This window comes from Kineosporia sp. R_H_3, assembly GCF_002198675.1.
Classification (GTDB): Bacteria; Actinomycetota; Actinomycetes; order Actinomycetales; family Kineosporiaceae; genus R-H-3.
The window spans coordinates 1-18,801 of sequence record NZ_MWLL01000129.1 but is presented as its reverse complement, the minus strand read 5'-3'; the positions used below and the strand labels follow the sequence as shown (position 1 = coordinate 18,801).

At 74.7% G+C, this 18,801-nt stretch carries 18 protein-coding genes and 1 pseudogene; 2 read left to right on the top strand and 17 right to left on the bottom strand.

What is annotated here, in order from left to right:
- Nucleotides 1-12: 12 nt before the first annotated feature.
- The 9 genes from ECOMGDLI_RS12960 to pyrR form a co-directional block, all read right to left on the bottom strand.
- Complete coding sequence (locus tag ECOMGDLI_RS12960) at nt 13-918, bottom strand: alpha/beta fold hydrolase (RefSeq protein WP_088317245.1); 906 nt, start codon at nt 916-918, stop codon at nt 13-15.
- A gap of 66 nt (nt 919-984) precedes the next feature.
- Entirely contained in the window at nt 985-1,854 is an 870-nt protein-coding gene (pyrF, locus tag ECOMGDLI_RS12955; RefSeq protein WP_088317244.1) for an orotidine-5'-phosphate decarboxylase, read from the bottom strand.
- Entirely contained in the window at nt 1,851-2,855 is a 1,005-nt protein-coding gene (locus tag ECOMGDLI_RS12950) for a dihydroorotate dehydrogenase (protein ID WP_088317243.1), read from the bottom strand. The genes pyrF and ECOMGDLI_RS12950 overlap by 4 nt, the downstream gene beginning before the upstream one ends.
- A complete protein-coding gene (locus tag ECOMGDLI_RS12945) occupies nt 2,855-3,823 on the bottom strand; it encodes a dihydroorotate dehydrogenase electron transfer subunit (RefSeq protein WP_198954815.1) in 969 nt (322 codons plus the stop codon). The genes ECOMGDLI_RS12950 and ECOMGDLI_RS12945 overlap by 1 nt, the downstream gene beginning before the upstream one ends.
- Nucleotides 3,820-7,146, bottom strand: a complete 3,327-nt coding sequence (carB, locus tag ECOMGDLI_RS12940) for a carbamoyl-phosphate synthase large subunit (protein WP_088317242.1) — start codon at nt 7,144-7,146, stop codon at nt 3,820-3,822. The genes ECOMGDLI_RS12945 and carB overlap by 4 nt, the downstream gene beginning before the upstream one ends.
- The gene (gene carA, locus ECOMGDLI_RS12935; RefSeq protein ID WP_088317241.1) at nt 7,146-8,327 is read right to left on the bottom strand and encodes a glutamine-hydrolyzing carbamoyl-phosphate synthase small subunit; all 1,182 of its coding nucleotides are present in this window, start codon (nt 8,325-8,327) and stop codon (nt 7,146-7,148) included. The genes carB and carA overlap by 1 nt, the downstream gene beginning before the upstream one ends.
- The gene (locus tag ECOMGDLI_RS12930; protein WP_088317240.1) at nt 8,324-9,664 is read right to left on the bottom strand and encodes a dihydroorotase; all 1,341 of its coding nucleotides are present in this window, start codon (nt 9,662-9,664) and stop codon (nt 8,324-8,326) included. The genes carA and ECOMGDLI_RS12930 overlap by 4 nt, the downstream gene beginning before the upstream one ends.
- Nucleotides 9,661-10,668 carry an aspartate carbamoyltransferase catalytic subunit gene (locus ECOMGDLI_RS12925; protein WP_088317239.1) on the bottom strand — a complete coding sequence of 336 codons (1,008 nt, stop codon included), beginning with the start codon at nt 10,666-10,668 and terminating at the stop codon, nt 9,661-9,663. Before ECOMGDLI_RS12925 ends, ECOMGDLI_RS12930 begins: the two co-directional genes overlap by 4 nt.
- Entirely contained in the window at nt 10,665-11,219 is a 555-nt protein-coding gene (gene pyrR, locus ECOMGDLI_RS12920; RefSeq protein WP_088289293.1) for a bifunctional pyr operon transcriptional regulator/uracil phosphoribosyltransferase PyrR, read from the bottom strand. The genes ECOMGDLI_RS12925 and pyrR overlap by 4 nt, the downstream gene beginning before the upstream one ends.
- Nucleotides 11,220-11,544: 325 nt before the next feature.
- Here pyrR and ECOMGDLI_RS12915 point away from each other — a divergent pair, with 325 nt between their 5' ends.
- Complete coding sequence (locus ECOMGDLI_RS12915; RefSeq protein ID WP_088289294.1) at nt 11,545-12,042, top strand: transcriptional regulator; 498 nt, start codon at nt 11,545-11,547, stop codon at nt 12,040-12,042.
- A gap of 93 nt (nt 12,043-12,135) precedes the next feature.
- Here ECOMGDLI_RS12915 and nusB read toward each other — a convergent pair whose 3' ends face one another.
- From nusB to ECOMGDLI_RS12895, 4 genes are all read right to left on the bottom strand, one after another.
- A complete protein-coding gene (gene nusB / locus ECOMGDLI_RS12910; protein WP_088289295.1) occupies nt 12,136-12,543 on the bottom strand; it encodes a transcription antitermination factor NusB in 408 nt (135 codons plus the stop codon).
- Between the two features lie 4 nt (nt 12,544-12,547).
- Nucleotides 12,548-13,108, bottom strand: a complete 561-nt coding sequence (efp, locus tag ECOMGDLI_RS12905) for an elongation factor P (protein WP_088317238.1) — start codon at nt 13,106-13,108, stop codon at nt 12,548-12,550.
- Between the two features lie 88 nt (nt 13,109-13,196).
- Nucleotides 13,197-13,646, bottom strand: a complete 450-nt coding sequence (locus ECOMGDLI_RS12900; protein WP_088317237.1) for a type II 3-dehydroquinate dehydratase — start codon at nt 13,644-13,646, stop codon at nt 13,197-13,199.
- Nucleotides 13,647-13,657: 11 nt separating this feature from the next.
- Nucleotides 13,658-14,440, bottom strand: a complete 783-nt coding sequence (locus ECOMGDLI_RS12895) for a class I SAM-dependent methyltransferase (protein ID WP_088317266.1) — start codon at nt 14,438-14,440, stop codon at nt 13,658-13,660.
- Nucleotides 14,441-14,616: 176 nt separating this feature from the next.
- On the opposite strand from ECOMGDLI_RS12895, the gene ECOMGDLI_RS12890 reads away from it, so the two are divergent.
- The gene (locus ECOMGDLI_RS12890) at nt 14,617-15,330 is read left to right on the top strand and encodes a helix-turn-helix domain-containing protein (protein ID WP_088317236.1); all 714 of its coding nucleotides are present in this window, start codon (nt 14,617-14,619) and stop codon (nt 15,328-15,330) included.
- Here ECOMGDLI_RS12890 and aroB read toward each other — a convergent pair.
- The 4 genes and pseudogenes from aroB to ECOMGDLI_RS34620 all read right to left on the bottom strand — a co-directional run.
- Nucleotides 15,320-16,420: a 3-dehydroquinate synthase gene (gene aroB, locus ECOMGDLI_RS12885; protein ID WP_088317235.1), complete on the bottom strand. Its 1,101-nt coding sequence runs from the start codon at nt 16,418-16,420 to the stop codon at nt 15,320-15,322. The genes ECOMGDLI_RS12890 and aroB overlap by 11 nt on opposite strands.
- Nucleotides 16,417-16,902: a shikimate kinase gene (locus ECOMGDLI_RS12880; RefSeq protein WP_088317265.1), complete on the bottom strand. Its 486-nt coding sequence runs from the start codon at nt 16,900-16,902 to the stop codon at nt 16,417-16,419. Before ECOMGDLI_RS12880 ends, aroB begins: the two co-directional genes overlap by 4 nt.
- Before the next feature lie 59 nt (nt 16,903-16,961).
- Nucleotides 16,962-18,161, bottom strand: coding sequence for a chorismate synthase (aroC, locus tag ECOMGDLI_RS12875; RefSeq protein WP_088317234.1), 1,200 nt, complete (start codon nt 18,159-18,161; stop codon nt 16,962-16,964).
- Between the two features lie 27 nt (nt 18,162-18,188).
- Nucleotides 18,189-18,801 (bottom strand): annotated as a pseudogene (locus tag ECOMGDLI_RS34620) (hypothetical protein); the annotation flags it as partial.

Below are 18,801 nucleotides of genomic sequence, written 5' to 3'. Positions count from 1 at the left end.
AGCGCAGCGAACCTACCCACTCGGCCCGTTCCGGAGCAACGCGGCCCGCCCCGAGTCCGAAGCGCGGACGGTCGCGGCGTCGAGGAACGGGTCGACGGCGGCCCGGAAGGCGGCCGGCGCCTCGACCCACGGGTGGTGCCCGCAGCCCGGGAGGATGACCGACGTCCGGTCCGGGAAGAGGTCGGCGAGGGCGAGGACGGGCGCCACGCCCGTGAGGCAGTCCCGGTCCCCGCCGACGACGAGGACCGGCGCCCGCACGTCCCAGAGCCGGGCGGCGAGGTCGGCGGGCGGCAGCGTCGCGAACCAGGCCTGGGCCGCGGCGAGGCTCCACGGCCCGACGAGGGCATGCGTGCGCGCGGTGTCGTCCCAGGTCGCCCAGGCCGCGGGCGCCGTGCGCCGCTCCCAGGCGTTGAAGGCCGCGTCGTCGGTCGTGTCGGGCCCGTCGTGCAGCGCCGCCCACGCGTCGTCGAAGGCGGGCTCCCCCGCCCGCGCCGCGGCGAGCACCGCCGCGTCGCCGGGCTCGTCGACGAGGTAGCCGGTCGGCGGGCAGACGAGCACCATCGCTGCGAGGTGGTCGGCGTGCTGGGCGGCGTAGGAGACCGCCAGCCGGGTCCCCGCGGAGTGGGCGACCAGGACGAGCCGTTCGGCCCCCAGCGCGGCGCGCAGGGCCTCCAGGTCGTCCGCCTGGCGCCAGTACGACCCCACCTCCGAGTCCGCGGGGGCCGGCGACTCCCCCACGCCCCGCAGGTGCGGGACGACGAGGTCGGCGACGTCGGTGAGGCCCGCGAGGTCGCCGAGGTAGTCCGGGTGCCGCCCCGCACCGCCCGCGAGGACGACGACGGGCGGGTCGGTGGGCCGACCTCCGCCGCGCACCTCGTGGTGCAGCGCGGTCCCGTCGGGGCCCAGGTAGGTCGGCACAACTCGAATCTACGGTGCGTGACGCTTCGATCACGCAACGTTTCAGATGTGACCGTTCGCAGGCTGTCAGGCCCCGGCGAGCACGCGACCGACCTCGTCGAGCGTGCGTGCGGCCGCGGCCCGGAGCCCGGCGACGTCGGGCCCGCCGCGGAGCACCTCGCGGCTCGAGCTCGGCAGGACGGCGGGCAGCGCGGCACCGAAGACCGAGCGCAGGTCGTCCGCGGTGGCGCCCTGGGCGCCGATCCCCGGTGCGAGCAGCGGGCCGCCGACCGCCAGGTCGTGCACCTGCCCCGAGCCGCCGATCGTCGCGCCGACGACGGCGCCGACGCTGCCCAGCGGGGCGCCCGCGGCGAGCTCGGGCGCGTTGAGCGCCCGCAGGTCGTCGAGCACCGCCTGGGCGACGGTCCGGCCGTCCGCGACGCGCGCGTGCTGCACCTGCGGGCCCTCCGGGTTGGAGGTCAGCGCGAGCACGAAGACGCCCCGGCCGGTCTTGGCCGCGAGCTCGAGCAGCGGCGCGAGCGAGCCGACGCCGAGGTACGGCGAGGCGGTCACGGCGTCCGCGGCGAGCGCGGAGCCCTCGCCGACGAACGCGTCGGCGTAGGCGGCCATCGTCGAGCCGATGTCGCCGCGCTTGGCGTCGGCGATCGTCAGCGCGCCGGCCTGCGCCGCCTCGGCGAGGACCCGCTCGAGGACCGCGACCCCGCGCGAGCCGTGCCGCTCGAAGAACGCGGCCTGCGGCTTGAGGACGGCGACCCGGTCGGCGAGCGCCTCGACGACGGTGAGCGAGAACCGCTCCAGCCCGCCGACGTCGTCGGCCAGACCCCACTCGGCGAGCAGCCCCGGGTGCGGGTCGATCCCCACGCAGAGCGGCCCGCGGGCCGCCATGGCCTCGTGCAGCCGGGTGCCGAACGGGGACCTGCTCGTCGACGTGCTCATCGGGCGCCCTCCCGGGCCAGGACGGTGTGCGCGTGGCCGACGGCGTCGGCCACGCCGGCGAACCCGCGTGCGGCGAGCGCCTGCGCGAGCTCGGCGCCGACGCGCAGCGGCGCCGACGGGTCGTGGAATGTCGAGGTGCCGACCTGGACGGCGCTCGCCCCGGCGAGGACGAACTGGAGCGCGTCGAGACCGGTGAGGATGCCGCCGATGCCGACGATCGGCGCCGTCCGCAGGTCGCCGCGCCGCATCGCGGCGTGCACCTGCCAGACGCAGCGGACGGCGATCGGCCGGATCGCCGGGCCGGACAGCCCCCCGGTGACCCCGGCGAGGACCGGGCGCATCGTGTCGGTGTCGACGACCATGCCGAGCGTCGTGTTGACCATCGCGAGGCCGTCGGCGCCGTGGTCGAGGCACGCCCGGGCGATCGCGACGATGTCGGTGACGTCCGGCGAGAGCTTGGCGAGCACCGGCACCCGGCCGCCGACGACGTCGACGACCCCCGAGACCACCTCGGCCGAGGACCCGGGGTCGCACGCGAAGACGAGCCCGCGGTTGGCGACGTTCGGGCAGGAGATGTTCACCTCGACGGCGCCGACGCCCGGCTCGTCGACGAGACGGCCGGCGAGCTCGGCGAACTCGGCGGCGTCGTTGCCGGCGATCGAGACGACGGCGGTCGCGCCGTGGTCGCGCAGCCACGGCAGGTCGTGGGCGAGGAACGCGTCGATGCCGGGGCCCTGCAAGCCGATCGAGTTGAGCATCCCGGACGGCGTCTCGGCCATCCGCGGGGTCGGCCGCCCGGAGCGGGCGTCGCGCAGGATCGACTTCGTGACGACGGCGCCGAGCGCCGCGACGTCGTAGAGCCGACCGAGCTCGCGGCCGGCGGCGGCGCAGCCGGACGCCGTGAGCACCGGGTTCTTCAGCTCCAGCGTGCCGATCGCCGTCCGCGGGTCGAAGCCGACGGCCGGACCCGCGCTGCCGGCGGAGGTGGCGGTGGTCGTCATCAGTGCCCCTTCCCGGCCGCGACCGGCGCGCCGAGGCAGTCCGCCGGCACGGCGCTCGTCGCGCCGCCCGGGCCGATGCTGATCGCGTCCCAGCGCACCCGGTCGCCGTCGAACGTCGGGCCCTCGACGCACGAGCGCGTCATCCGGGTCACGCCGTCCTCGCCGCGCACGGGCAGCACGCACGTCATGCAGACCCCGATGCCGCAGGCCATCGACTCCTCGACGGCGAGCCACGAGGTGCCGCCGGCACCGGCCGCGACCTCGTGGACCGCCCGCAGCATCGCCATCGGGCCGCACGCGTAGACGACGACCCCGTCCCGGGCGAGCGGTGCGAGCGCGTCGGTGACCCGGCCGCGCAGCCCGGCGGACCCGTCGTCCGTCGTCACGTGGACGAGGTCGGGGCCGACGACGGCGGCGGCCTCCTCGAGGCCGAAGAGCTTGTCCCTCGAGGCGGCCCCGAGGACGACGTCGACCCGGTGCCCGGCGTCGCGCAGGTCCCGGGCGAGCCAGACCAGCGGCGCCGAGCCGTAGCCGCCGCCGACGAGGACCGTGGGCGCCCCGACCTCGGGGGCGGGGAAGGGCCGGCCGAGCGGCGCGACGACGTCGAGCACGTCGCCGGCCCGGCGGCGGGTCACCCACTCGGTGCCCGGGCCGTGCGGCGCGACGACGATCTCGAGGGTGTCCGCACCGTCGAACCGCCGGTCGCCCGGGGTCGCGGCGTGGATCGAGACCGCGCGCCGCAGCAGCATCGCCGTGGGCGGCTCCCCCACCGCGAGCGCCGCGAACTGGCCGGGCAGCGCGCGCCGGGCGGCCTCGCCCGCGTCGAGGACGAGCCGCCGGTAGGCACCGTCCGGCTCGTTCGCGAGGACGGCGCAGCGCACCTGGACCGGGTCCGGACGGCGGTCGCGGGCGCCCAGGGTCTCGGCGGCCGGGACGCCGGCGGGCGCGGGCCCCGTCACGGCGCTCACGCCCGGGTCCCGAGCTCGGGCCGCACCCGCAGCGCGTGCTCCTGGAGCGAGGCGACGTGGATCGGCTCGTCGCGGGCGGCCTCGATGGCCTGGACGGCCGCCGCGAGCTGCTGGACGGTCGTGATGATCGGGGCGTCGACGGCCGTCGTCGCCGCCCGGATCTCGTAGCCGTCGAGCCGGGCCGCCGGCCCCTCCGGGGTGTTGACGACCATGGCGACCTCGCCGGCCGTGATCCGGTCGACGATCGTCGGCTCGCCGTCCGGCCCGCGGCCGCTGGAGTGCTTGCGGACGACGGTGCTCGGGATCCCGTTGCGGCGCAGGACGGTCGCGGTGCCCGCGGTCGCGAGGACCTCGAACCCGAGGTCGACGAGCCGCTTCACCGGGAAGACGACGGCCCGCTTGTCGGTGTCCGCGACCGAGACGAACACCCGGCCGGCGTCCGGCAGCCCGCCGAACGCCGCGGACTGCGACTTCGCGAAGGCCCGCGGGAAGTCCGACGCGATCCCCATGACCTCGCCCGTCGAGCGCATCTCCGGGCCGAGCAGGCTGTCGACGACCTTGCCCTCCGGCGTCCGGAACCGCTTGAACGGCAGCACCGCCTCCTTGACCGAGACCGGCGCGTCGTCCGGCAGGGTCGCGCCGTCGCCGGTCGCCGGGAGCATCCCCTCGGCCCGCAGGTCGGCGACGGTGGCACCGAGCATGATCCGGGCCGCGGCCTTCGCGAGCGGGACGGCGGTCGCCTTGGAGACGAACGGCGCCGTCCGGCTGGCCCGGGGGTTCGCCTCGAGGACGTAGAGGACGCCGCCGGCGAGGGCGAACTGGACGTTGAGGAGCCCGCGGACGCCCACGCCCTTCGCGATCGCCTCGGTGCTGCGCCGGACCCGCTCGACGTCCTTGTCGCCGAGGGTCACCGGCGGCAGGACGCACGCCGAGTCGCCGGAGTGGATGCCGGCCTCCTCGATGTGCTCCATGATCCCGCCGAGGTACATCTCGGTGCCGTCGTAGAGCGCGTCGACGTCGATCTCGATGCCGTTGTCGAGGAAGCGGTCGACGAGCACCGGGTGCTCCGGGCTGACCTGGGTGGCCCGGCCGATGTAGTCGCCGAGCATCTCCTCGTCGTAGACGATCTCCATGCCGCGCCCGCCGAGGACGTACGAGGGCCGCACGAGCACCGGGTAGCCGATCTCGTCGGCGATCTCCTTGGCCTCGAGGAAGCTGCTCGCCATCCCGTGCTTCGGCGCCGGCAGCCCGGCCTGGGCGAGCACCCGGCCGAACGCGCCGCGCTCCTCGGCGAGGTGGATCGCCTCCGGGCTCGTGCCGACGATCGGGACGCCCGCGGCCTTGAGCCGGGCCGCGAGCCCGAGCGGGGTCTGCCCGCCGAGCTGGACGATGACGCCGACGAGCTCGCCCGAGCCCTGCTCGGCGTGCACGACCTCGAGGACGTCCTCGAGGGTGAGCGGCTCGAAGTAGAGCCGGTCGCTCGTGTCGTAGTCCGTCGAGACGGTCTCGGGGTTGCAGTTGACCATGACGGTCTCGAACCCGGCGTCGCGCAGCGCGAACGAGGCGTGGACGCAGGAGTAGTCGAACTCGACGCCCTGGCCGATCCGGTTCGGGCCGGAGCCGAGGATGATCACCTTGCGCCGCGCGGACGGCGCGACCTCGTCCTCCTCGTCGTACGACGAGTAGTGGTACGGGGTCGTGGCCGCGAACTCGGCCGCGCACGTGTCGACGGTCTTGTAGACCGGGCGGACGCCGAGCGCGTGCCGCACCCCGCGGACGACGTCCTCGGGCATCGAGCGGAGCTCACCGATCTGGACGTCGGAGAAGCCGTGCCGCTTGGCCTCCCGCAGCAGGTCGGGCGTGAGCGCCGGGGCGCCGGCGACCTTCGCCGCCACCTCGTCGATGAGCAGCATCTGGTCGAGGAACCACGGGTCGATGCCGGTCGCCGCGTGCAGCCGCTCGATGCCCGCGCCGCCGCGGATCGCCTGCTGCACCTGGAGCAGCCGCTCGTCGGTCGGCCGGCGCGCGGCCTCGACGAGGGCGTCGACCTCGGCGGAGGTGGGGGTCGGGCCGGTCCAGTGGAAGGACGCCCCGCGCTTCTCCAGCGACCGCAGCGCCTTCTGCAGCGCCTCGGTGAAGCAGCGCCCGATGGCCATCGCCTCGCCGACGCTCTTCATCGTCGTCGTGAGGGTCGTGTCGGCGGCGGGGAACTTCTCGAACGCGAATCGCGGGATCTTGACGACGACGTAGTCGAGCGTCGGCTCGAAGGACGCCGGCGTCTTGCGCGTGATGTCGTTGGGGATCTCGTCGAGGGTGTAGCCGACGGCCAGGCGCGCCGCGATCTTCGCGATCGGGAAGCCCGTCGCCTTGGACGCCAGCGCCGACGAGCGGGAGACCCGCGGGTTCATCTCGATGACGACGACGCGGCCGTCCGCCGGGTCGACGGCGAACTGGATGTTGCAGCCGCCGGTGTCGACGCCGACCTCGCGGATGACCGCGATGCCGATGTCCCGCAGCCGCTGGTACTCCCGGTCGGTGAGCGTCAGGGCCGGCGCGACGGTGATCGAGTCGCCGGTGTGCACGCCCATCGGGTCGAGGTTCTCGATCGAGCAGACGACCACGACGTTGTCGTTGCGGTCCCGCATGAGCTCGAGCTCGTACTCCTTCCAGCCGATGATCGACTCCTCGAGGAGGACCTCGGTCGTCGGCGAGTACTGCAGCCCGGCCCCGGCGATCCGGCGCAGGTCCGCCTCGTCGTACGCGATCCCGGAGCCGAGGCCGCCCATGGTGAACGAGGGCCGGACGACGACGGGGTAGCCCAGCTCGGCCGTCACGGCGAGGCACTCGTCCATCGTGTGGCAGATCGACGAGCGGGCCGTCGAGGCGTCGAGCCCGTACTTCTCGGCCACCCGGTCGACGACGCCCTTGAACTGCTGGCGGTCCTCGCCGGCCTCGATCGCGGCGACGTTGGCGCCGATGAGCTCGACGCCGTACTTCTCCAGGACGCCCGCGGCGTGCAGCGACATCGCGGTGTTGAGCGCCGTCTGGCCGCCGAGCGTCGCGAGCAGCGCGTCGGGCCGCTCCTTGGCGATGATCGCCTCGACGACCTCGGGGGTGATCGGCTCGACGTACGTCGCGTCGGCGAACTCCGGGTCGGTCATGATCGTCGCCGGGTTGGAGTTCACGAGGACGACGCGCAGCCCCTCCTCGCGCAGCACCCGGCACGCCTGGGTGCCGGAGTAGTCGAACTCGCAGGCCTGGCCGATGACGATCGGGCCGGAGCCGATGACGAGGACGCTCTTGAGATCCGTGCGGCGGGGCATCAGGCCTTCTTCCCGGTCTGGTCCGCCATGAGGTCGGCGAACCGGTCGAACAGGTACGCGGCGTCGTGCGGCCCGGCGGCCGCCTCCGGGTGGTACTGCACCGAGAACGCCGGAACGTCGAGGCAGCGCAGGCCCTCGACGACGCCGTCGTTGAGGCACACGTGGCTCACCTCGGCGCGGCCGAAGGGGGTGTCGGCCGGGCCGTCGACGGGGGCGTCGACGGCGAAGCCGTGGTTGTGCGCGGTGACCTCGACCTTGCCGGTCGTGCGGTCCATGACCGGCTGGTTGATCCCGCGGTGGCCGTAGCCGAGCTTGTACGTGCCGAAGCCCAGTGCCCGGCCGAGGATCTGGTTGCCGAAGCAGATGCCGAAGAAGGGGATCCGGCGGCCGAGCACCTCGCGGAGCAGCTCGACGGGGTGCGTCGCGGCGCCCGGGTCACCGGGGCCGTTGGAGAAGAACACCCCGTCGGCGCCGGTCGCGAGGAGGTCCTCGATCGTCGCGGTCGAGGGCAGGACGTGCACCTCCATGCCGCGCTGCGCCATCCGGTGCGGGGTCATCGACTTGATGCCGAGGTCGACCGCGGCGACCGTGAAGCGCTTCGTGCCGATCGCCGGGACGACGTAGGCGGCGTCGGTCGAGACCTCGCCGGCCAGGTCGGCGCCGGTCATCTGCGGGGCGCCCCGGACCTCGGCGAGCAGCGCGTCGTCGGACCGCTGCGCGGCGGCGCCGGAGAAGACGCCGACCCGCATCGCGCCGCGCTCGCGCAGGTGCCGGGTGATCGCGCGGGTGTCCACGCCGCTGATCCCGACGACGCCCTGGGCGGCGAGCTCGTCGACGAGCTCGCGGCGGGAGCGCCAGCTGGACGCCCGCCGGGCGGGGTCGCGGACGACGTAGCCCGCGACCCAGATCCGGCGGGACTCGCCGTCCTCGTCGTTGACGCCGGTGTTGCCGATGTGCGGCGCCGTCATGACGACGACCTGCCGGTGGTACGACGGGTCGGTGAGGGTCTCCTGGTAGCCGGTCATGCCGGTCGAGAAGACCGCCTCCCCGACCGTGGCGCCGACGGCCCCGTAGGCCTGGCCGCGCCACGTGCGGCCGTCCTCGAGGACGAGCACCGCCGGGGCGGGGCCCGTGGTCGTTCCGGTCGTGGCGCCGGTCGTCGCGTCGGTCGTGGCGGTCATGCGTCCCTCCCGGGGGTCGTGCTCGGGCGCGGCGCGGCGAGCTTGCCGTCGAGGACGGTCGGGTGGCCGGCGTAGAAGGTCGCGACGACCTGGCCGGGCAGCTCACGGCCGCGGAACGGCGAGTTGCGGCCCATCGTCGCCATCGTGTGCGGCTCGACGGTCCAGCGGGCGGCCGGGTCGACGAGCGTGAGGTGGGCGGGCTCGCCGACGACGAGCGGGCGGCCCTGGTCGGCCACCCGGCCGATCCGGGCCGGGGCCGCGGACATCCGCTGCGCGACACCGGCCCAGTCGAGCAGCCCGGTCTCGACCATCGTGTGCTGGACGACGGACAGCGCCGTCTCCAGCCCGGTCATCCCCATGGCGGCCGCTGCCCACTCGCAGTCCTTGTCCTCGACCGGGTGCGGGGCGTGGTCGGTCGCGACGATGTCGATCGTGCCGTCGGCGAGGGCCTCGCGCAGCGCCATGACGTCCTCGGCGGTGCGCAGCGGCGGGTTCACCTTGAAGACCGGGTCGTAGCTGCGGACCTCCTCGTCGGTGAGGAGCAGGTGGTGCGGCGTGACCTCGGCGGTGACGTCGATGCCGCGGCCCTTGGCCCACCGGACGATCTCGACCGAGCCGGCCGTCGACAGGTGGCACACGTGCAGCCGGGAGCCGACGTGCCCGGCGAGCAGGACGTCGCGGGCGATGATCGCCTCCTCGGCGACCGCCGGCCAGCCGCGCAGCCCGAGGACCGCGGAGACCGCGCCCTCGTGCATCTGCGCGCCGTCGGTGAGCCTCGGCTCCTGCGCGTGCTGGGCGACGACCCCGTCGAACGCCTTGACGTACTCCAGGGCGCGGCGCATGAGGACCGCGTCGCTCACGCACTTCCCGTCGTCCGAGAAGACCCGGACCCCGGCCGCGGAGTCGGCCATCGCGCCGAGCTCGGCGAGCCGCTCCCCCGCCAGGCCCACCGTCACGGCGCCGACCGGGCGGACGTCGACCCAGCCGGATCGCCTGCCGAGCCGCCAGACCTGCTCGACGACGCCCGCGGTGTCCGCGACGGGGTCGGTGTTCGCCATCGCGTGGACGGCGGTGAAGCCGCCGCGGGCGGCCGCCTGGGAGCCGGTCTCGACGGTCTCGGCGTCCTCCCGGCCCGGCTCGCGCAGGTGGGTGTGCAGGTCGACGAGCCCCGGCAGGAGGACCAGGCCATCGGCGTCGAGCACGCTCGCGCCGGCGGCGGACAGGCCCGGGCCGATCTCGGCGACGACGCCGTTCTCGACGAGGACGTCGGTCGGCTGGCCGCCGAGGACACGCGAGCGCCGGACCAACCAGGTCGTGCCGGCCGTCGTGCTGGTCACGGGAGGACCCCTTCGGTGAGAGCGACTTCGTCGGCGGGCGGGCCGGCGGGCGCGAGGTCGCGCGCCCCGGCGAGCAGCAGGTAGAGCACGGCCATCCGGACGGCGACGCCGTTCGTCACCTGCTCGACGATCGTCGAGCGCGGCGAGTCGGCGGCGTCCGCGGAGATCTCCAGGCCGCGGTTCATCGGCCCGGGGTGCATGACGACCGTGTGGTCGGGCAGCAGCCCGACGCGACGGGCGTCGAGCCCGTAGCGGCGCGAGTACTCGCGCACGCTCGGGAAGTACGACGCGTTCATCCGCTCGGCCTGGACCCGCAGCATCATCACGGCGTCGAGGTCGCCGTGGGCGCCCGCGAGCGTCGCGTCGAGGTCGTACGAGACCTCGCACGGCCACCCCTCGACCCCGACCGGCAGCAGGGTCGGCGGTGCGACGAGGACGACGTGCGCGCCGAGGGTGTTGAGCAGCAGCACGTTCGAGCGCGCGACCCGGCTGTGCAGGACGTCGCCGACGACGGCGACCCGGCGTCCCGCGAGGTCGGCTCCCGTCGCGTTCTCGACGAGGTGGCGACGCATCGTGAACGCGTCGAGGAGCGCCTGCGTGGGGTGCTCGTGGGTGCCGTCGCCGGCGTTGACGACGGCGCCCCGGGTCCAGCCGGCGTGCGCGAGCCGGTGCGGTGCGCCGGACGCCGGGTGCCGGACGACGACGGCGTCCGCGCCCATCGCCTCGAGGGTGAGCGCGGTGTCCTTGAGCGACTCGCCCTTGGAGACGCTGGAGCCCTTGGCGGAGAAGTTGATGACGTCCGCCGAGAGCCGCTTGGCCGCCGCCTCGAAGGAGATCCGGGTCCGGGTGGAGTCCTCGAAGAAGAGGTTGACGACGGTCCGTCCGCGCAGCGTCGGGAGCTTCTTGATCTCGCGCCGCTGCGTGGCGGCCATCTGCTCGGCGACGTCGAGGACGGTCACGGCCTGCGCCCGGTCGAGGTCGGCCGCCGACAGCAGGTGCCTCACGCGGACACCTCCGCGGCGTCCGACTCGATCCGCACCTCGTCGGTGCCGTCGACCTCCTCGAGCGCGACCCGGACCCGCTCGGACAGCGACGTCGGGAGGTTCTTGCCGACGTGGTCCGCCCGGATCGGCAGCTCGCGATGGCCGCGGTCGACGAGGACCGCGAGCCGGACGGCGCGCGGCCGCCCGAGGTCGGAGAGCGCGTCGAGCGCGGCCCGGATGGTCCGCCCGGAGAAGAGCACGTCGTCGACGAGCACGACGACCTTGTCGTCGATGCCGCCGTCGGGCAGCTCGGTGGGGGCGATCGTCCGGACCGGCTGGCGGCGCAGGTCGTCGCGGTACATCGTCGCGTCGAGCGAGCCGACGGGGACGGGGCGGCCCTCGATCTCGGTGAGCCGGCGGCCGAGCCGCGTCGCGAGGGTCACCCCGCGTGTCGGGATCCCGAGGAGGACGAGGTCGTCGGCACCTTTGTTGCGTTCGAGGACCTCGTGGGCGATCCGGGTCAGCGCCCGGCGGATCTCAGCGGCTTCGAGCACGGTTCGGCGCGCGGTCACGCAGCCGACCTCCTTCCCCGCCTCTCGGGACGGGTCGTTAAAGGGGGCGGTCGTCGCAGGTCGGGCGGGGGTCCGCGGGTTGCCCCGAGAGCGTCCGGCGTCCTGCACCGTCGAGGCTAGCAGGGGGCCCGCGGGCCCGTAGCGTGACCCCGCAACCGGGCCACGCCGCGCCGCGACCGGTCAAGAGTGGTCGGGTGGTGTCCACCATTCGGTGGGCGACATATCGGGGCAGAACCGAAGAAAATCTACGCCGTTCGGGTGGAGATCACGACGAGTTCGGCGATCCTGCTTGACGAGAAACGTAACTCTCCGTGACCATCAGCGCATGGCCTCCGACTACGCCCGGGCACTTGGCGCCCGACTCCGCGCGATCCGCACCCAGCAGGGTCTGTCCTTGCACGGTGTCGAGGAGAAGTCCGAGGGCCGCTGGAAGGCGGTCGTCGTCGGCTCCTACGAGCGAGGTGACCGCGCCGTGACCGTCCAGCGGCTCGCCGAACTCGCCGACTTCTACGGCGTGCCGGTGCAGGCGCTCCTGCCCGACGCAGCCCCGACAGGCAGCAGCGAGCCGCCGCCGAAGCTGGTCCTCGACCTCGAGCGCCTGCAGTCCGTGCCCGCCGAGAAGGCCGGTCCCCTCGCGCGGTACGCCGCGACGATCCAGGGCCAGCGCGGCGACTACAACGGCAAGGTGCTCTCCATCCGCACGGACGACCTCCGCACGCTCGCCGTGATCTACGACGTGCCGCCGGCCGTCCTCGCCGAGCAGCTCATCGCGTGGGGCGTCCTCAACGCCGACGCGCGACGCGCCGTCGCCGCCGAGGACTGACAGCAGCGGAACGGCCCGGACGCCCCGCCTGCGCGGGGGCCGTCCGGGCCGTCAGCTTGTCCGGGCGCCCCCGCCGGGGTCTGCCCACCGGTGTCAGGCGGGGCGTCCCGCCACGGTGAGCAGCCGGCCGAGCAGGCCGTTCACGAAGGACGGCGACTCGTCGGTCGACAGCGACCGGGCGAGCTCGACGGCCTCGTCGATCGCGACGGCGTCCGGGACGTCGTCGTTGTAGAGCAGCTCCCAGGCGCCGATCCGCAGCACGCAGCGGTCGACGCCGGGCATCCGCTCGAGGGTCCAGCCGTGCGAGTAGGTCGAGAGCAGCTCGTCGATCCGCTCGCGCTCGGCCACGACACCCTCGACGATCTGCGCCGAGTAGTCCCCGACCGGGGGCTCGGCGGCCTCGCGCCGCTCGCGCAGCACGTCGAGGGCCGCGAGCCCGCGCTGGTCGGCCTCGAAGAGGATGTCGAGGGCCCGCTTGCGGGCCTTGCTCCGGGCGCCCAAGAGCTCAGTTCACCCGGCCGAGGTAGCTGCCGTCGCGGGTGTCGACCTTGACCTTCGTGCCCGTCTCGAGGAAGAGCGGCACCTGGATCTCGTAGCCGGTCTCGACCGTCGCCGGCTTGGTGCCGCCCGTCGAGCGGTCGCCCTGCAGGCCCGGCTCGGTGTAGGTGATCTCCAGGACGACCGAGGTCGGCATCTCGACGTACAGCGGGATCCCGTCGTGCGTCGCGACCATGGCCTCCATGTTCTCCAGGAGGAAGTGCGCGGCGTCCCCGACCGTGGTCTCCGGGACGAGCAGCTGGTCGAACGTGTTCGTGTCCATGAACACGTAGTCGGTGCCGTCCTTGTACAGGTACTGCATGTCCCGCTTGTCGACGGTGGCGGTGTCGACCTTCGTGCCCGCGTTGAACGTCTTGTCGACGACCTTGCCGGACAGGACGTTCTTCAGCTTCGTGCGGACGAACGCGCCGCCCTTGCCGGGCTTGACGTGCTGGAACTCGACGACGGCCCAGAGGTTGCCGTCGAGGTTGAGCACGAGGCCGTTCTTCAGGTCGTTGGTGGTGGCCACGGTTCTGCCTTCATCGGTGTCGCGGGCACGCGTGCACCCGTCGGAGGTGTCAAGGGTCTGTGCCAGGGGTCTGGCGGACCGTCAGATCCTACCGGGCGCGCGCGGCGACGGCGCGCAGCGCGAGGTCGTAGGAGCCGAGGCCGAACCCCGCGACGGTGCCCGTCGAGACCCCGGCGACGACGCTCGTGTGGCGGAAGGTCTCGCGCGCCGCGGGGTTCGACAGGTGCACCTCGACGAGCGTCAGGCCGGCGCTCGTGACCTGCGCGCAGGCGTCGCGGACGGCGTAGCTGTAGTGCGTGAACGCCGCCGGGTTGAGCACGACGTGCGAGCGGGTGTCGACGGCCTCGTGCAGCCAGCCGACGAGCGTGGCCTCGTCGTCGGTCTGCCGGACGTCCGCGGCCAGGCCCAGCTCGGCGGCCACGCCCCGGCAGCGCTCCGCGAGGTCCTCGATGGTCTCGTGGCCGTAGACCTCCGGCTCCCGGGTGCCGAGCCGGCCGAGGTTGGGGCCGTTGAGGACGAGGACGCGCGGGCTGCTCACGGCCGCCGAGCCTAACGGCCCCGTTCCGCCACGACGAGCAGGTACTCCCACTCCATGACGCCGTCGGCGAGGGCGTCGTCCCCGAGGGCCGCCAGGGCGGCGTCCAGGGCCGCGACGTCGTCCGGCCGGTCCACCAGGGCCGCGTAGGCGGCCACCGTCGGCCCGTAGGCGGCCTTGAAGAGGTCGCGCCACTGCACACCCGAGGTGAAGCCCTCGACGACCACCTGGCGCCGCTCGAGGTGCAGGGAGGTCACCCCGGCGCCGAGCAGGGACCGCACGTGGTCCTCGTCCCCCCACAGCGGCGGCGGCTGCGCGCCGGGCGGCGGCGGGGCCGCGAACGGCTTCATGGCGGTGAAGAGCCGCCCGATGAAGCCCTGCGGCGTCCAGTTCGCCAGGGCGACCGTGCCGCCGGGGCGGGTGACCCGCAGCAGCTCGGCGGCGGCGTCCCGGTGGTGCGGGGCGAACATGACGCCGACGCTCGACAGGACGACGTCGAAGTCGCCGTCGCCGTAGGGCAGCGCCTCGGCGTCGGCGACCTGCCAGTCGAGGCGGGCCGCGACGTCGGCGCCGAGCGCGGCCGCCTCGGCCCGGCCCGCGTCGAGGAGCTCGGGCGTGAGGTCGGACGCGACGACGGTCGCGCCGCGGACGGCGGCCGGGATCGCCGCGTTGCCGGCGCTGGCGCCGACGTCGAGGACGCGCTGCCCGGCGCGGACGCCGGCGGCCTCGACGAGGTCGGCGCCGAGGTGCGGGATGACGCGGTGGGCGACGGACGGGAAGTCCCCGAGCGCCCACATCGCGGCGTGACGGGCCTTGAGGGCCCGGTCGGCGTCGTCGCCGACGTGGTACGCGGTCTGCTGTGCCGTCTGCTGTGCGCTCTGCTGCGCGGTGTTGGTGGACATACGGCCACCGTACGAACCGGTCGGTACCGCACCTAGTACACGATCTGTACCTCGATCTGTACCGTGGAGCGATGGGTGCCCCCTATCACCAGTTCTGCCCGGTGGCGAAGGCGATGGAGCTCCTCGACGAGCGCTGGACGCTCCTGCTCGTCCGAGAGCTCGTGACCGGCAGCGAGCGGTTCAACGACCTGCGGCGCGGGCTGCCCCGGATGTCGCCGACGCTGCTCTCCCGGCGGCTGCAGCAGCTCGCCCGGGCGGGCGTCGTCCGCCGGGTCGAGGACGGCGCGGACGTCCGCTACGTGCTCACCGACGCGGGCCGGGAGCTGCGCCCCGTCGTCGAGGCGCTCGGCGCCTGGGGCACGCGCTGGATCGGCGAGATCGGCGACGCGGACCTGGACCCGAAGCTGCTGCTGTGGGACATGCACCGCAACGTCGACCTCGCGGCGGTGCCGTCGCGCCGGACCGTCGTCCGGTTCCGGTTCACCGACCCCGGCGTCGTCGACCGGGACTGGTGGCTCGTCATCAGCCCGGACGACGTGGACGTCTGCGACGCCGACCCGGGGCACCCGGTCGCCGCGTCCGTCACCGGGTCGCTGCGCGGCGTCACGCGCTGGTGGAACGGCGACCTGTCGTGGCCCGCCCTCGTGCGGTCCGGCACGGTGGACGTCGAGGCGCCGTCCGGCGTCCGGCGCGCGCTGCCCGGGTGGTTCGCCCGGTCGCCGTTCGCCGCGGTCCCCCGGCCGCCGACCTCGGCCGGGCGGGTCGAGGTGCCGGCTACGCGCTGACGGCCGCGTACGCCCCGACGAGCAGGTCCGGGCCGGGGCCCTCGAGCCGGGCGGGCCGGCCGACGTCCTCGAGGACGACGAAGCGCAGCAGGTCGCCGCGGGTCTTCTTGTCCCGGCGCATGACGTCGAGCAGGGTCTCCCAGCGGCCCGCCGGGTAGGTCAGCGGCAGCCCGAGGGTGCCGAGCACCTCGCGGTGCCGGTCGACGAGGGCCGGCGGGGTGCTCCCGGCGAGCCGCCCGAGCTCGGCGGCGAACACCATGCCCAGGCTCACCGCCGCGCCGTGCCGCCACGTGTACCCCTCGACCTGCTCGACGGCGTGGGCGAACGTGTGGCCGTAGTTGAGGATCTCCCGCAGGTGGGACTCCTTGAGGTCCTCGGTGACGACGCGGGCCTTGACGGCGACGCTGCGCTCGACGAGCTCGCGCAGCACCGGGGAGTCCCAGGACGTCGCGGCGTCGCGGTCGGCCTCGACGAGGTCGAGGATCCGCGGGTCGGCGATGAAACCGGTCTTGACGACCTCGGCGAGGCCGGCGACGAGGTCGTCCGGCGGCAGCGTCGACAGCGCCGACAGGTCGCAGAGCACACCGGCCGGCGGGTGGAACGCGCCGACGAGGTTCTTGCCCTCGGCGGTGTTGATGCCGGTCTTGCCGCCCACCGCCGCGTCCACCATCGCGAGCAGCGTCGTCGGCACCTGGACGACCCGCACCCCGCGCAGCCACGTCGACGCGACGAAGCCCGCGAGGTCGGTCACCGCTCCCCCGCCGACGCCGACGACCGCGTCGGTCCGGGTGAAGCCGGCCCGCCCGAGGACGCCCCAGCAGTCGGCGAGGACGTCCGCGGTCTTGGCCGCCTCGCCGTCCGGGACCTCGGTGACGTAGGCCTCGAAGCCGGCCGCGAGCAGGTCCGCCCGGACCGCCTCGCCGCGTGCGCGCAGGCCCGCGGGATGGACGACGAGCACCCGCTGCGCGCCCGCGAGCAGGCCCGGCAGCGCGCCGAGCAGGTCGTGCCCGACGACGACGTCGTAGGCGTTCGGGCCGGCCGGGTCGCCCGCGGACCCGGGGCCGACGCGCAGCCGGGTCGCGGCGCTCACGCGTCCGCCCGCAGGCCGAGCGCGTCGAGGACGGCGTCCGCGACCTCGTCGGGGCTGCGCCCGTCGGTCGCGACGACGGCGGTCGCGACCCGCTCGTAGACCGGCCGCCGGCGCTCCATGATCCGCAGCCACTGCGCGCGCGGGTTCCCGAGGAGCAGCGGCCGGTCCCGGTTGAGGCCGATCCGGCGGGCCGCGTCGGTGACCTGGACGTCGAGGAAGACGACGGTGTGGCCGCGCAGGGCCTCCTCGGTGAGCGGGTCCATGACGGCGCCGCCGCCGAGCGCGAGCACCCCGGGGTGCTCGCGGAGCGCGGTCGCGACGGCGGCCCGCTCGAGGTCCCGGAACACCGGCTCGCCGTCGTCGACGAACACGTCGGAGACCGACTTGCCGGCGACCGTCTCGACGTCGGCGTCGGTGTCCCGCAGGGCGAGCCCGAGACGACCGGCGACGAGCCGGCCCACCGTCGACTTGCCCGACCCCATCGGCCCGACGAGCACGACGGCGGGGCGCACCGCTGCGGCGTCGTCCGGTGCCGCGCCGCTCACGAGCCCTCGCTGCGGAGCAGGTCCGGCAGCGCGTCGAGGTAGGAGCGGACGTTGCGGGCGGTCTCGGCGACGCTGTCGCCGCCGAACTTCTCCAGGACGGCGTCGGCGAGTACGAGCGCGACCATCGCCTCCGCGACGACCCCGGCGGCCGGGACGGCGCACACGTCGGAGCGCTGGTTGATCGCGACGGCGGCCTCGCCGGTCGCGACGTCGACGGTGTCGAGCGCGCGCGGGACGGTCGAGATCGGCTTCATCGCGGCGCGCACGCGGAGCACGTCACCCGTGCTCATGCCGCCCTCGGTGCCGCCGGCGCGGCCGGTCCGGCGCCGCAGGACGCCGTCCACGCGCTCGATCTCGTCGTGCGCGGCGGACCCGCGGCGCCGGGCGGTCGTGAAGCCGTCCCCGACCTCCACGCCCTTGATCGCCTGGACGCCCATGAGGGCGCCGGCGAGCCGGGCGTCGAGGCGGCGGTCCCAGTGCACGTGGCTGCCCAGGCCCGGCGGCAGCCCGTAGGCGACGACCTCGACGATCCCGCCGACGGTGTCGCCGTCCTTGCGGCACGCGTCGATCTCGGCGACCATCGCGGCGCTCGTCGCGGCGTCGTGGCAGCGCACCGGGTCGGCGTCGAGCGCCTTGACGTCGTCCGGGCCGGGCAGGTCGCTGCCCTCGGGCACCTCGACCGGGCCGATCCCCACGGTGTGGCTGACGAGCCGGACGCCGGCGGCCTGCTCGAGGAACGCCGAGGCCACCGCGCCGAGCGCCACCCGGGCCGCGGTCTCGCGGGCGCTGGCCCGCTCGAGCACCGGGCGGGCGTCGTCGAAGCCGTACTTCTGCATGCCGACGAGGTCGGCGTGACCCGGCCGGGGCCGGGTCAGCGGGGCGTTGCGGGCCTGCGCGTCGAGGACGTCCTGCGGCACCGGGTCGGCCGACATGACCGTCTCCCACTTGGGCCACTCGGTGTTCCCGACCTCGACCGCGACCGGGCCGCCCTGGGTCAGGCCGTGCCGCAGCCCGCCGAGGAACCGGACGGCGTCCTGCTCGAACTTCATGCGCGCGCCGCGGCCGTGGCCGAGGCGGCGGCGCTCGAGCGCAGCCTGGACGTCGTCGCTGGTCACCCGCACACCGGCGGGCAGACCTTCGAGGACGCCGACGAGTGCGGGGCCGTGGGACTCCCCCGCCGTGAGCCAGCGAAGCATGGGAGCGATCCTCCCACGCCCACCGGGTCAGGCGTCGACGCGGGTGCCCGCCCCGACGCAGATCGTCTGGGCAGCGCCGGACTTCCAGGACACCTTCGCGCAGGTGGCGCTCGAGGTCCCGGTGTACTCCAGGTCGGTCACGACCGTGTCGTTCGGGGAGGCCGCCGCCTGCTCCTCGCCGTTGACGACGAAGACCGCGTCGCCCGCCGCGCCGGTCAGCGACAGCAGGTACACGTAGGTCGGCGTCTCGGTGACGGTGGCCGTCGCGGTCTTCGTCCGCGTCCTCGTCGTCGTCCGGGTCGACGTCTTCGTCGTCGTGACCACCGAGCTGACGGTCTTGACGACCGTCGTCACCGCGGCGGGCGTCGTCGTCGTGGTCGCCGTCGTCCCGGCCGAGCCGGTGCCGGCGGCCGCGGCCTTGCCCGAGAACGGGTTGCGGTTGGCGGGGCGGACGGTGCCGGTCGTCGGGACCGCCGTCCCGGTCGCCGTCGCGCTGCGCGTCGAGCGGGCCGCCGTGGCACCGGTCGCCGTGAGGTCGTCACCGCCGCCGCCGAGCACGACGAACGCGACCGCGCCGAGGACGACCGCCGCGGTGACGACGGTCGTCAAGACCGTCAGCTCGGTGGTCACGACGACGAAG

Excerpts from the sequence above, each read along its gene's own strand:
- pyrF (WP_088317244.1), bottom strand. The coding sequence starts at position 1,854 with ATGAGCACGTCGACGAGCAGGTCCCCGTTCGGCACCCGGCTGCACGAG.
- ECOMGDLI_RS12950 (WP_088317243.1), bottom strand. The coding sequence starts at position 2,855 with ATGACGACCACCGCCACCTCCGCCGGCAGCGCGGGTCCGGCCGTCGGC.
- carB (WP_088317242.1), bottom strand. The coding sequence starts at position 7,146 with ATGCCCCGCCGCACGGATCTCAAGAGCGTCCTCGTCATCGGCTCCGGC.
- carA (WP_088317241.1), bottom strand. The coding sequence starts at position 8,327 with ATGACCGCCACGACCGACGCGACGACCGGCGCCACGACCGGAACGACC.
- ECOMGDLI_RS12915 (WP_088289294.1), top strand. The coding sequence starts at position 11,545 with ATGGCCTCCGACTACGCCCGGGCACTTGGCGCCCGACTCCGCGCGATC.
- ECOMGDLI_RS12895 (WP_088317266.1), bottom strand. The coding sequence starts at position 14,440 with ATGTGGGCGCTCGGGGACTTCCCGTCCGTCGCCCACCGCGTCATCCCG.
- ECOMGDLI_RS12890 (WP_088317236.1), top strand. The coding sequence starts at position 14,617 with ATGGGTGCCCCCTATCACCAGTTCTGCCCGGTGGCGAAGGCGATGGAG.
- ECOMGDLI_RS12880 (WP_088317265.1), bottom strand. The coding sequence starts at position 16,902 with ATGGGGTCGGGCAAGTCGACGGTGGGCCGGCTCGTCGCCGGTCGTCTC.
- aroC (WP_088317234.1), bottom strand. The coding sequence starts at position 18,161 with ATGCTTCGCTGGCTCACGGCGGGGGAGTCCCACGGCCCCGCACTCGTC.